Origin of the sequence: Collinsella aerofaciens (genome assembly GCF_040920445.1) — a bacterium.
Classification (GTDB): Bacteria; Actinomycetota; Coriobacteriia; order Coriobacteriales; family Coriobacteriaceae; genus Collinsella; species Collinsella aerofaciens_BH.
Genome location: NZ_JBCOTQ010000027.1, coordinates 1 through 12,264, shown reverse-complemented (window position 1 = coordinate 12,264; position 12,264 = coordinate 1). Strand labels below are relative to the sequence as shown.

At 61.1% G+C, this 12,264-nt stretch carries 9 protein-coding genes; 8 read left to right on the top strand and 1 reads right to left on the bottom strand.

Going from position 1 to position 12,264, the window contains the following annotated elements:
* Nucleotides 1-172 precede the first annotated feature (172 nt).
* From AB5405_RS05695 to AB5405_RS05670, 6 genes are all read left to right on the top strand, one after another.
* The gene (locus AB5405_RS05695) at nucleotides 173-2,005 is read left to right on the top strand and encodes an NAD(P)-binding protein (protein WP_368137842.1); all 1,833 of its coding nucleotides are present in this window, start codon (nucleotides 173-175) and stop codon (nucleotides 2,003-2,005) included.
* On the top strand, nucleotides 1,999-3,810 hold the full coding sequence (locus AB5405_RS05690; RefSeq protein ID WP_438265708.1) for a [FeFe] hydrogenase, group A: 1,812 nt from the start codon (nucleotides 1,999-2,001) through the stop codon (nucleotides 3,808-3,810). Before AB5405_RS05695 ends, AB5405_RS05690 begins: the two co-directional genes overlap by 7 nt.
* Nucleotides 3,811-3,812: 2 nt before the next feature.
* Complete coding sequence (locus AB5405_RS05685) at nucleotides 3,813-4,868, top strand: ABC transporter substrate-binding protein (RefSeq protein ID WP_346978957.1); 1,056 nt, start codon at nucleotides 3,813-3,815, stop codon at nucleotides 4,866-4,868.
* A 3-nt stretch (nucleotides 4,869-4,871) separates the two neighbouring features.
* Nucleotides 4,872-6,236 (top strand): ATP-binding cassette domain-containing protein, encoded by a 1,365-nt coding sequence (locus AB5405_RS05680; RefSeq protein ID WP_368137841.1) that lies wholly within the window; start codon nucleotides 4,872-4,874, stop codon nucleotides 6,234-6,236.
* Between the two features lie 214 nt (nucleotides 6,237-6,450).
* Nucleotides 6,451-6,651 carry a type II toxin-antitoxin system RelB/DinJ family antitoxin gene (locus AB5405_RS05675; protein WP_368137840.1) on the top strand — a complete coding sequence of 67 codons (201 nt, stop codon included), beginning with the start codon at nucleotides 6,451-6,453 and terminating at the stop codon, nucleotides 6,649-6,651.
* Between the two features lie 83 nt (nucleotides 6,652-6,734).
* On the top strand, nucleotides 6,735-7,646 hold the full coding sequence (locus AB5405_RS05670) for a CPBP family intramembrane glutamic endopeptidase (protein ID WP_368137839.1): 912 nt from the start codon (nucleotides 6,735-6,737) through the stop codon (nucleotides 7,644-7,646).
* Here AB5405_RS05670 and AB5405_RS05665 read toward each other — a convergent pair.
* Nucleotides 7,643-9,784, bottom strand: coding sequence for a YgiQ family radical SAM protein (locus tag AB5405_RS05665; protein ID WP_368137838.1), 2,142 nt, complete (start codon nucleotides 9,782-9,784; stop codon nucleotides 7,643-7,645). The two genes, AB5405_RS05670 and AB5405_RS05665, sit on opposite strands and share 4 nt — an antisense overlap.
* Nucleotides 9,785-10,034: 250 nt before the next feature.
* Here AB5405_RS05665 and AB5405_RS05660 point away from each other — a divergent pair, with 250 nt between their 5' ends.
* Both AB5405_RS05660 and AB5405_RS05655 read left to right on the top strand, forming a co-directional pair.
* The gene (locus AB5405_RS05660) at nucleotides 10,035-10,751 is read left to right on the top strand and encodes a YoaK family protein (protein WP_368137837.1); all 717 of its coding nucleotides are present in this window, start codon (nucleotides 10,035-10,037) and stop codon (nucleotides 10,749-10,751) included.
* 207 nt (nucleotides 10,752-10,958) lie between these two features.
* On the top strand, nucleotides 10,959-12,200 hold the full coding sequence (locus AB5405_RS05655) for an ABC transporter ATP-binding protein (RefSeq protein ID WP_368137836.1): 1,242 nt from the start codon (nucleotides 10,959-10,961) through the stop codon (nucleotides 12,198-12,200).
* Nucleotides 12,201-12,264: the final 64 nt, after the last annotated feature.

Sequence of the window (12,264 nt, the reverse complement as noted above, 5' to 3'; positions counted from 1 at the left end):
GTTTTACCAAATATGGCATTTATCTGCGGTAATGTTCTATTTCACCGCTGAGGGTGACATTTCATGCCGCCTGCCGAACTGCGTGGAGACCTAACAACTTTTTAGGTCAGTGTTGTGCGTGTAGCAATTTCGCCCGGCCTCGCCTCCGGGCTGCCATGTGAGAGGGGATCTTATGGCTCGACTGCATGTAATGGAACGCAGCCACGCTCAGGCCGTCATGGACGACCTGCACGATGCGCTCGGACGTCGTCTGGCGGTGAGCTCGCTCGCCCCGTGTCCCGTCGAGTTTACGGCGGCGCTCGTCAACCTGTGCTCGACACAGAGCTGCGGCAAGTGTACGCCCTGCCGCGTGGGCCTGAGCGCGCTGAGTGATCTGCTCGCCGATGTGCTCGAGGGCCGCGCTGATGAATCCACGCTCAACCTGATCGAGCGCACCGCCCGTACCATCTATCTTTCGAGCGACTGCGCCATCGGCTACGAGGCCGGCGCCATGGCGCTTACTGCTATCCGCGGTTTTCGCGACGATTTTGAGCACCACATTCGTGAGCACTCCTGCGGCTTTGACCGTGAGGCTCGCGTCCCGTGTGTCTCGGGCTGCCCGGCGCACGTCGACATTCCTGGTTACATCTCGCTCGTCGAGGCAGGCCGTTATGCCGACGCCGTCAAGGTCATCCGCAAGAACAACCCGCTACCGCTCGTCTGCGGTCTGGTGTGCGAGCATCCCTGCGAGATGCACTGTCGCCGTGGCATGGTCGATGACCCCATGAACATCCTCGCCCTCAAGCGTTTTGCCGTTGAGCACAGTGACCTCAACGACCACAAGCCGCATGTAGCGGACAACACCGGTAAGCGCGTCGCCGTGATCGGCGGCGGCCCGGCCGGCCTTTCCTGCGCCTACTACCTGGCCGTGATGGGCCACAAGGTGACCATCTTTGAGCAGCGCCACCACCTGGGCGGCATGCTGCGCTATGGCATTCCCAGCTACCGCCTGCCGCGCGAGCGTCTTCAGGCCGAGATCGACTGGATCTTGAGCGCCGGTATCGACGTTGAGCTCGACCATTCCGTCAACGGCGAGGAGCTTGCCCGCCTGCGCGACGAGTTCGATGCCGTCTACCTGGCCATCGGTGCCCATAGCGACAAGAAGCTCGGCCTTCCGGGCGAAGAGGCGCCCGGCGTGGAGTCGGCCGTCAAGATGCTGCGCGCCATCGGAGACGACGAGCTGCCCGACCTGAGCGGCCAGCGCGTGTGCGTCATCGGCGGCGGCAACGTGGCCATGGACGTGGCGCGCTCTGCCGTGCGCTGCGGTGCCGAAAAGGTAAGCATCGTCTACCGCCGTCGCATCTGCGATATGACGGCTCAGGACGCCGAGATCGCCGGCGCCCAGGCCGAGGGTTGCGAGGTTCTGGAGCTCACGGCGCCGCTCGGTATAGAGACGGGCGAGGACGGTCGCGTGAGCGGCCTGCGCGTGCAACCGCAGATTATCGGCGAGCCCCGCCGCGGTCGTCCGGCTCCGCGTGCCGCCGCTACGCCCGAGCGCGTCATCCCCTGCGAGCGCGTGTTTGTCGCCATTGGTCAGGACATCGATTCCAAGCCGTTTGAGGAGATGGGCATTGCCTGCAAGTGGGGCTGCGTGGTCACCGATTCGGATGGCGCCGTGCCTAACTTCGATGGCCTCTTTAGCGGCGGCGACTGCCAGACCGGCCCCGCCACCGTCATTCGCGCTATCAATGCCGGTCGCGTGGCTTCGGCAAACATCGACCACTACCTGGGCTTCGATCACAAGATTAAGCTCGACGTCGAGCTGCCGACCGTTCAGTTTAAGGGCAAGCATGAGTGTGGCCGCTGCGAACTGGGCGAGCGCGAGGCCGGCGAGCGTATCCACGATTGGAATCTGGTCGAGCAGGGTCTCACCGAGCAGGAGGCGCGCCAGGAGGCGAGCCGCTGCCTGCGTTGCGATCACTTTGGTTTTGGCGCGTTCCGCGGAGGGAGGAACCTGGAATGGTAGAGCTCAACAAAACCACTGCCGGCGACTACAGCGAAAACGGAGCGCACAACATGGTCAGGCTCATTATCGATAACTGCGAAGTCGTGGTGCCCGAGCACACCACGATCCTGGATGCGGCCAAGTCCGTCGGCATTCAGATTCCCACCCTGTGCTACCTGCGCGATCTAAACGAGATCGGCGGCTGCCGCGTGTGCGTGGTCGAGGTCGAGGGCTGCGATCAGCTGGTTGCCGCCTGCAACAACTACGTGCTCGACGGCATGGTGGTCCACACCAACAGCCCCAAGGCCCGCGAGGCCCGTCGCACCAACGTGCAGCTGCTGCTGTCCCAGCACGATTCGCAGTGCACGAGCTGCGTGCGCAGCGGCAACTGCAATCTGCAGACCATTGCCAACGACCTGGGTATTTTCTATCTGCCGTATCAAAGGCATTTGGCGGGCGAGGGCTGGGATTTCGATTTCCCCATCATCCGCGAAAACGACAAGTGCATTAAATGCATGCGCTGCATCAAGGTGTGCGAGAGCGTACAGGGCCTAGGGATTTGGGACCTGACCAACCGCGCCACGCATACCGCCGTGGGCACCCGCGGGCGCGTGCCGATCGGCAAGACCGATTGCGTCGCGTGCGGCCAGTGCATCACGCATTGCCCGACGGGCGCGCTGCGCGAGCGCGACGACACCGAGACCGTGTTTGACGCGCTCGCTAATCCCGACAAGATCGTGCTGGTACAGATCGCGCCGGCCGTGCGTAGCGCCTGGGGCGAGGAGCTCGGCATATCTCGCGAGGAGGCCACTGTTGAGCGCTTAGCTTGTGCGCTGCGCCGCGTTGGCTTTGAGTACGTGTTCGACACCGATTTCTCGGCCGACCTCACCATTATGGAGGAGGGTTCCGAGCTGCTCGAGCGCCTAGGCGCCGCCGCTAAGGGCGAAGGCGACAGCCGCGGCTGGCCCATGTTTACGAGCTGCTGCCCGGGTTGGGTGCGCTTTGTGAAGGCGCGCTATCCGGAGTTTGTCGACAGTCTGTCCACGTCCAAGTCGCCGCAGCAGATGTTCGGCGCCATCGCCAAGACATACTACGCCAAGGTGCTGGGCGTGGAGCCCGAGCGCCTGTTTGTGGTGTCCGTGATGCCGTGTACGGCCAAGAAGGCCGAGTGTGCGCTGCCGAGCATGATGGGCGAGGGCGGCGCGCCCGACGTGGACGTTGCGCTGACGGTGCGCGAGATGGTGCGTATGATCCGCGCGAGCCACGTGAGCGTTGACACGCTGGTCGAGGAGCCGCTCGATACGCCGTTGGGCTTTGGCACGGGCGCGGGTGTGATCTTTGGCGCCACGGGCGGCGTGATGGAGGCCGCCGTGCGCTCGGCATATTACCTGGTGACGGGCAAGAACCCGGATGCCGACTTCTTCACTGACGTGCGCGGACTCGAGGGCTGGAAGGAGGCCGTGGCCGATATCGACGGTACCAAGGTGCGCGTCGCCGTGGCGCACGGGCTGGGCAACGCCGCCCGTCTGCTCGACGCGATTCGCGACGGCCGTGTGAGCTATGACTTCGTCGAGGTCATGGCGTGCCCGGGCGGCTGCGTCGGTGGCGGCGGTCAGCCCATCCATGACGGCTGCGAGCTGGCGGCCGAGCGTGGTCAGGTACTCTGGGGCCTGGATGCGAACGCCGAGATTCGCTTCTCGCACGAGAATCCCGATGTCCAGGCTTGCTATCGCGAGTTCTTGGGCGCGCCGCTCTCGCCGCTGGCCGAGGAGCTACTGCATACCGACCATCATGCCTGGTCGATGCCCCACGAGGGGGCGTGCTAACGATGCGTGCGTTTGATGCTGAGATGACGCGCCGAGGATTTGCCTCGGCGCTTGCCGCAGGCGCGTTGTCGCTCGCACTGGCTGGCTGTGGCGGCGGAGCTGCGGGGGCGGGGTCCGCCGCGGGCTCGGCTGCCACGGACGGCGCCGGTGCTGTCGCAGAGCCGGTCGAGGTGCACGTCGCCTCGCTCAAGGGGCCGACCTCGATTGGCCTGGTGCAGTTTATGGACCAGGCTGCCGATGGCGAGACGGACAATGAGTTCGACTTTGCGATCAACACTGCCGCCGACGAGATTGTGCCCAAGGTCATTCAGGGCGATATCGATATCGCCCTGGTGCCCGCCAACGTGGCGAGCGTGCTCTACAACAAGACCGAGGGTGCGGTGCAGGTCATCGATATCAACACGCTGGGCGTGCTGAACGTTGTGACGGGCGACGCGAGTGTGGCCTCGTTTGGCGATCTGGCGGGCCATACTGTCTATATGACGGGCAAGGGCACCACGCCGGAGTACGTCATGAACTACTTGCTGGAGCGCGCGGGCCTGACCGGCCAGGTGACGCTTGAGTTTAAGAGCGAGCCCACCGAGGTGCTGTCGGCGTTGCTTGTCGACCCGTCCGCCGTGGGCGTGCTGCCGGAGCCGTTCAAGACCGCTGCCATCGCCAAGAGCGAAGGCAAGCTGTCGGCGCCGGTGAGCCTGACCGATGTGTGGGATGAGCTAGCGGGTGACACGGGTTCGCGCCTGCTGACGGGCGTGACCGTGGTGCGCCGTGCCTTTGCCGAGGAGCATCCCGAGGCCGTGGCGGAATTCTTGCGCTGCCATGAGGCGAGCGTGAAGGCTGTCAATGCGGCGCCGGCAGATTGGGCACAGGCCGTGGTCGATGCGGGTATCGTCGATAACGCCGCGATTGCTGAAAAGGCGATTCCCGGGTGCATGCTCGTGTGCCAGACGGGGAAGGATATGAAGGCGGCGCTCGGTGGGTACCTGCAGGTGCTGGCCGATGCGGACGCGAGCGCCGTGGGCGGCAAGCTCCCGGCTGATGATTTCTATTACATGGAGTAGCCCGTGCGTGCGTTTGCTCGACAAATGACAGAGCGTATGAAGGCGGTGACGGCAGCAGGTGCCGTTGCCGCCTTTTGGCTTGCCGTGTGGGTCTTTGCAGCAGCACTGGTGGCGCAGCCGTTGATTTTGCCGGGGCCAGGCACTGTTGCGATGGCGTTGCTGCGGCTAGTATGCGATGCCGGTACGTGGGCGATTCTGGTGGACTCAGGCGCGCGAATCTTGGGTGGGCTGGCGCTTGCCGCGGCGTGCGGCGGCGTGATGGCGGGAGCCTCGGTGCGGTCGCCGACGTTTGCCCGCTTGGTGGCGCCGGCGCTTTCGTTTGTTAAGGCGACGCCGGTTGCCTGCGTGGTGGTCCTGCTGCTCATTTGGTTGGGGTCGGCGCGTGTGAGCGTCGCGGCGGTCTTTTTGATGGCACTGCCGGGCGTGTATTTTTCGCTGGTCGAGGGCTTGGCGCAAGTGGATAAGCCGCTGGAGCAGATGTTTCGTCTGCATGGCGTGCGGGGTTGGCGTCTGTTTTGTGCCCACACCTGGCGCGAAGTCCTGCCGTTTGTGCTTTCGTGCGCCCGCGCTGTGATCGGCATGAGCTGGAAGGCCGGCGTGGCGGCGGAGCTCATCGGCATGGCGACGGGCACCGTGGGCGAACGCATCTATCAGGCGAAGCTTTTGATCGAGACGGCGGACCTGCTGGCGTGGACCGTGCTGGTTGTTATGGCTTCGTGGGCATGCGAGCGCGTGCTGGTGTGGCTGCTGCGGGCTTCGGGGCCCGCAGCATGGCGTGCTGCTGTGCGGGCGCATGGGCGTGCGGGCGGCTCTGCTGGCGGCGGGGCTCCTGCGGAGCTTGCGTTCGCCGTGGGCGATCGCGCTTCCTGGGCGCCGGCGCTCGACGGACTGGTACTTCGCGTGCCCGCCGGTGGGCGTACCTGCGTGATGGGCGCCTCGGGTGCGGGCAAGTCGACGCTCCTTGCCCTTGCGGCGGGGGAGTGCGCGCCGTGCTCCATGGTGTTTCAGGATGTGCGCCTGGTCGAGGACGTTTCTGCCCTGGATAACGTACTGGTGTGTGCCGACGCGCGCGTGGATGCCTCGAGTGCCACAGCCCTGCTGCGCCTGCTGGTGCCGGGGGTCGATGTGCATGCCCGCGTAGCCGAGCTCTCGGGCGGGCAGCGCCGTCGCGTCGAGATCGCCCGAGCCCTGCTGTGTCCGGGCGACGCGGTGATTCTGGACGAGCCCTTTACCGGTCTAGATGCCGCTGCGCGCGATGCGACGGCTGTGGTTGTGCTCGACCTGCTCGACGGTCGTATGCTGCTGCTTGCCACGCACGATGCCGCTGACGCTCAGGCCCTCGATATCTCGGACATCATCACGCTCTAAATACTTACTCAGCAACAAAATGATCCTTTTTTCTCCGTCCCCATGGGGCTGGTGTGGTATTCTATCTACCGGGTAATACTTAGGATTACCAAGTAATACCAACGCCGCAGAAACAAACTCCAGATGCGGGCCAATCGGGTTGCCTTCACAGCCCGTCGCCCAGCCGCGCGGCCCGCATCTATCCGCACTACCGTCGTTTCAAAAAGGAAGCGCCATGGCAGAACATATGACCCCGGTTGTCGCGAAGGTCTTGCCCGAGGAAAAGGCAGCCTTCGCGGCGGCAACCCAGCTCGTGGGCACCACGCCGTCCAACGCCATTCGCATGTTTATCGCCGCGTTCAATCGTTGCGGCACCTTTCCGTTCGACATTTCGCCCAGCGGGGCTTTTGGCATTGCGCCCGATTCTCATCAATAAGTGATCCGTTTTCCTCCGTCCCCATGGGATCAGCCCTCTGCCGAGTTGTGGTAGAACTTGGGAACGGTTTTGAGGAGGTTAGCATGCTCAATGCGATGGCGTGGGCGCTTGCCTGTTTTGGCGTTGTCGCCGCCGATATAGCCCTGAGCGTGGTTTTGTTTTCAGTTCTCGATGCCGTATCGGTGCTGACGGGCTATCCGATCGACAATCTCGATATCCAATGGTTTCAGGCTGCCGCTCAGACGGCGTCGTTTTTTATGGCGCTGCTGTGGTGGCGCTATCTGTGGCCGCGCTCGTTTATGGCGCGCTGGCAGGGCGAGCGCCCGCTTGGCGGGGGAGCAAATGCTGCATGGAAGCGCATCGTATGCGTTGTCGTGATCGGCCTATCCATGCAGGTGGTCATTAGCTACCTATGCGACGGCGTGCTGTCACTGCTGCCCGAGGTTGCGGCAGACTATAGCGAACTTGTCGAGGAAACAGGCATGGGCGACACGAGCTATCTGGCCGTCCTGACCACGGTGCTCGGCGCGCCGTTTTGCGAGGAACTGCTGGTGCGCGGTATCATTTTTGAGTTCTCACTGCGTGCGTTTAATCCACAGTGCCGTCCGCTCTGGAAGCGCCGGCGTCACGTGCGACCGCAAGATGGCGCCATGGTGCCCTGGGCGGCCCCGAGTGCCTGGGGCATCGCCGCGGCAATCGTGCTGCAGGCGGCGGTCTTCGGCTTTATGCATATGAACTGGGTCCAGGGCTGCTACGCCGGCGCCGCCGGCCTCATCTTTGGTTGGGTGCTCGTGACGACCGGAAAGCTCCGCTACACGATCCTGCTGCACTTTGCCTTTAATGCCGGGTCGTATCTCATGACGTTGCTCTGGTTTGTGAACACGCCGTTCGACGTGGCAATTACGGTCGCTATCGCCGGCGTCATCCTCGTTGAGGCAATGCGCTCGCTGCGCCACGCGTGTGGGATGGACGCAGCGAGCGCACCGCTGCCCTAGTTGCGGCGACCGCCTCCGTTGGCACCCTGACGCCCCTGAGCTGCGCGGTTGCGGCCTGCGGTGTTCTGCGCGCGTGACATGCCACCGTGGCCCTTGCTGCCCTTGGGTCCCTTGCCGGCGGCGCCAGCACCACCGTGGGCCTTGCCGCCCTTCTTGCCGGTCCCATGCCCACCGCCAGCGGACGTCTCGCCCGGGCGTGGCGGCACGGGACGAATCAGACAATGCTTGGTGTAGCCAATCAGATCGCGGCGGCCGGCCTTTTCCAGTGCCTCGCGCACAAGCTTGTAGTTCTCGGGCTTGCGATATTGGATGAGCGCACGCTGCATGGCCTTTTCGTGCGGGTCGCGTGCCACGTAGATCGGCTGCATGGTACGTGGGTCCACGCCGGTGTAGTACATGCAGGTCGACATGGTGGACGGGGTGGGGTAGAAGTCTTGCACCTGTTCGGGCATGTAGCCCATGTCGCGCACGGCCTCGGCAAGGTCCACGGCTTCCTTCATGGTCGAACCGGGGTGGCTCGAGATCAGGTACGGCACCACATACTGCTTGAGTCCGTATTCGCGGTTCAAGCGCTCAAATTTGCGACAGAACGCATCGTAGGCGGCGCGGCTCGGCTTGCCCATCACACTCAGCACCGCGTCGCTCACGTGCTCGGGTGCCACGCGCAGCTGGCCCGAGACATGGTGCTCCAGCAGCTCGCGCAAAAACTCGTCCGAGGCATCGGCCATGGTGTAGTCAAAGCGGATGCCGCTGCGGACGAAGACCTTCTTGACGCCCGGCAGCTGGCGCAGGTCGCGCAGCAACTGCGTGTAGCCGCTCTCGTCGACCACCATGTTCTTGCATACGCTCGGCCACAGGCAGCGCTTGTTCTTGCACACGCCGTGCTTGAGCTGTTTGTCGCAGGCAGGGCGGCTAAAGTTTGCCGTCGGTCCGCCCACATCGTTGATATAGCCCTTAAACTCCGGGTCGCGCGTGAGCAGCTCGGCCTCGCGCATGATTGAATCGTGGCTGCGCATCTGCAGTACGCGGCCCTGGTGGAAGGTGAGCGCGCAAAACGAGCACTCGCCAAAGCACCCGCGGTTGGAGCTAATGGAAAACTTGATCTCGGCAAAGGCCGGCACGCCACCCGCCGCGTCGTAGTCGGGATGCCAGTCGCGTGCGTAGGGGAGCTCGGCCACCTCGTCCATCTCATCGGTGGTGAGCGTCGCTGACGGCGGGTTCTGCACCACATAGACGCTGTTGGGGTAGGGCTCTACCAGGCGATGCCCGGTGATGGGGTCCATGTTTTGCTGCTGCACGTTAAAGCTGCGCGCGTAGTTGAGCTTGTCGGCGGCAAGGTCGTCCCAGCTGGGCAGCAGGTCGTAGTCGTAGACCTCGTCGAGCGAGCCTGTGCGGTAAACGGTGCCGTTGATATAGGTGATCTGATCGACGGGCAGTCCCGCGTCGAGCGCGTCGGCGATCTCGACGATCGCGTGCTCGCCCATGCCGTAGATGAGGATGTCGGCGCCCGAGTCGAGCAGTACCGAACGCTTGAGCTTGTCCTGCCAGTAGTCGTAGTGGGCCAGGCGGCGCAGGCTCGCCTCGATGCCGCCGATGATGATGGGAGCGTCCTTGAACGTCTGGCGGATGAGGTTGCCGTAGACCGTGACGGCTCGGTTGGGACGGCGCCCCTCCTCGCCACCGGGGGTATAGGCGTCGGTGTGGCGGCGGTGCTTGGTCACTGAATAGTGGTTGACCATGGAGTCCATGTTGCCGGCGCTAACGAGAAAGCCCAGGCGCGGCTCGCCGAGCACGCTGATGCTGGCGGGGTCGGTCCAGTCGGGCTGGCAGATGATACCCACCTTGTAGCCATGCGCATCGAGCACGCGGCTGATGATGGCCATGCCAAAGCTGGGATGGTCCACGTAGGCGTCGCCGCAGATGTAGACAAAGTCGCACTGGTCCCAGCCGCGCGCATCCATGTCGGCGCGGCTGACGGGGAGGAACTTATCGCGGCCCGGGCGCCAGGGACGGATGGGTGCTGCCGGGGTATGAGCGGCGTGACCGCCCTGGGCTTTGCCGCCACGCTTCTGCTGCTGGCCGCGCTGGGCATGCTTGCCGTGCTGGTTGTGCTGAGCGTCCTGGGGCTTTTTTGCCACGATTCCTCCCGTTGTTAGTATGCTGCACGTAATTGTAACCAGTCTTTTTGGGGCGGGGCTAAAAAGAATGGTGGAGTACACGGTGCGTCGGGTGCCGGCGCCGCGTCCGCCGTTTGTTTCCAGACTGTGTATCTGCGCGTTGGAGAACCCGTCTCGCGCGCACGTCATGTTGTCAATGGGTTACAGTATGAACGGCGGCTATGTTTCCGCCAACGCACGAGAGAGTCGTCAACAAGGAGGATGCACGACGATGCAGCGTGCCAAACAGATATCGGAGTCTATTGAGCTGGGCATTATCTTGGCGCTCGCCGGTGGCTTTATGGATGTGTATTCGTACATTGGGCGCGATCATGTTTTCGCAAACGCTCAGACGGGCAACATCCTGCTCGTGGGTGTAAGCATCTCGGAGGGCAACTGGGCGCTGGCGGGACGCTATTTCTTCCCCGTGGTGTCGTTTGCCGTGGGCATTATGCTTGCCGACCTGGTTCACGAGCGATTTGGCAGCTTGATTCACTGGCGCCAGGTGACGGTGTTTTTTGAAGCCGTTATCTTGCTGGGCGTGAGCTTTATCCCGGGTGGCGATTTCAACCTGCTCGCCAACTGCCTCACCTCGTTTGCCTGCGGCATGCAGGTCGAGAGCTTCCGCAAGATCCACGGTCACGGCATCGCTACGACCATGTGCATCGGCAACTTGCGCAACGCGCTGCAAAACGTGGACGATTACATCATCACCCACAAGCGCGGCTTTTTGGAAAACGGCGTGCTGTACTTTGGCGTGATCTTTACCTTTGTGTTTGGCGCCGTGCTGGGCAACTGGTGCATCGAGCGCATGGGGCTGCACTCCATTGCGGTGGCGAGCGTGCTGCTGTTTATCGCGTTTGCCATCATGTTTATCGACCGCGAGCGCGATTTGCGCTTGCGCTGGAAGGTTGCGGCCGAGGCTTGGAAAGAGGGCTGTCGAAAGTAACCGAATGCGGCAAAGGGGCTGTCCCTTTGCCAGATAGATCGATAATGGGGAGGGGACGGCCATCTCGGCCGCCCCCTTTTTTGAGTCTTAAGCCTAAGGTGCATGTTTGTAATGACAAGATTTGACGTCAGCAAAGCGTGCTGCTTGAGGCTATAGAATAAAAATGTCATCTTTCTAGCTATAATTATTAGTTGAGGGGATGGACATATGCCGGAGCTTTTTATTCAAAATAAGACGACAGTAATCAAGTTGATGGCGCTCTGCATTTTATCTGCCCTGGTGGAGCTGTCTGTTGTTAAAGCTGAATCGTTGATAATAGACTATGGCCTGCTTCGCTCTAATTATCGTAACGTTTTATGCATTGGGTTAGGCCTGCTAGTATTGCTCTCAGTTGAGCTGGTGACAAACCTGTTCAGATCAAAATATGCGGAGCAATTGGCTTCCGATGGCACTAACTGCTTCTATAGATTGCTTGCCCGCCATGCTTTAGAGCGGCCCTTAGTTTTAGCAAAAGACAGTGACTACCTGTTATCGCGCATTGAAGAGGCTGGGAACCTACAGCCGATGATTGGAATATTTACAACTGCGTTTCTTCCGTGCCTAGTGACGGGTTTGGTATCGTTTGTGGCACTTTCTAATATCTCTTTGTTGCTTTTGATTCCTGTTTGTGTTTCGGCATTGTTTATTTCGCTTCTATATCCGTTCGCTCTTAGTAAGCTATCGACTAAGAGCGAAAAGGCATTGGAGGCCCAGGCGAGGGGTTCTGCTTATTTAGCCCAACTAATAAATTGTCGACTTTACATTCGTATTTCTCGTTCAATTAACTTGGAATTACTTCGCTATAAAAAGATGCTTAAAGCCTGCAGGAACTCTCGAGTTGAGGAGAGTGTCTTTGCGAGATTGGCAACTGAAATAGTTGACGCTGGCAACATCATTACTGGCTTGCTTTCAGTTCTGCTGCTTATTTTCCTTGTGTCAAAGCGCGGACTGACGGTCGGGATTGCGGTGCAGAGCTATCAACTTGTACTTCTATGCTATTCTCCTTTTCCTCTTGTTCTGAATTGTTGGGCTCAGCTTCAGCCGTCGTTTAGATCGTTGCACCGTGTCTTGGAATTACGTCGTCTTTTGGAAGCTGAAAAACCTAATTTGATATGTTTCGATCACGCTGATCGAATTAGTTGGAAAGGAATCATTCTCTCGTTTTCGTCGAACGAAACTAATGAGAGGATAACAATTCCAGATTGCACGATACAGGCACCTTGTCTGGTTTTAGTAAGCGGCCCTAATGCATGTGGTAAATCTTCATTTCTGGAAGTATTGAACGGATTATTGTCGCCAGTTGCTGGCAGACTGTGTGTTAATGAGTCTACTGTCATTTTCGATGGTTCGACTTTAATCCAGCTACCCTGCGCAACTATGCCGCAAAGACATTTGATAAGGCTCTGTTAGACCAGGATTGACATACATGTGTCCCCACGGTGCCATATCGTTGACCCCGTAGACCGCGATGATG

Coding starts and splice junctions, on each gene's coding strand:
- AB5405_RS05695 (WP_368137842.1), top strand. CDS start 173: ATGGCTCGACTGCATGTAATGGAACGCAGCCACGCTCAGGCCGTCATG.
- AB5405_RS05690 (WP_438265708.1), top strand. CDS start 1,999: ATGGTAGAGCTCAACAAAACCACTGCCGGCGACTACAGCGAAAACGGA.
- AB5405_RS05685 (WP_346978957.1), top strand. CDS start 3,813: ATGCGTGCGTTTGATGCTGAGATGACGCGCCGAGGATTTGCCTCGGCG.
- AB5405_RS05675 (WP_368137840.1), top strand. CDS start 6,451: ATGGCAGAACATATGACCCCGGTTGTCGCGAAGGTCTTGCCCGAGGAA.
- AB5405_RS05670 (WP_368137839.1), top strand. CDS start 6,735: ATGCTCAATGCGATGGCGTGGGCGCTTGCCTGTTTTGGCGTTGTCGCC.
- AB5405_RS05660 (WP_368137837.1), top strand. CDS start 10,035: ATGCAGCGTGCCAAACAGATATCGGAGTCTATTGAGCTGGGCATTATC.
- AB5405_RS05655 (WP_368137836.1), top strand. CDS start 10,959: ATGCCGGAGCTTTTTATTCAAAATAAGACGACAGTAATCAAGTTGATG.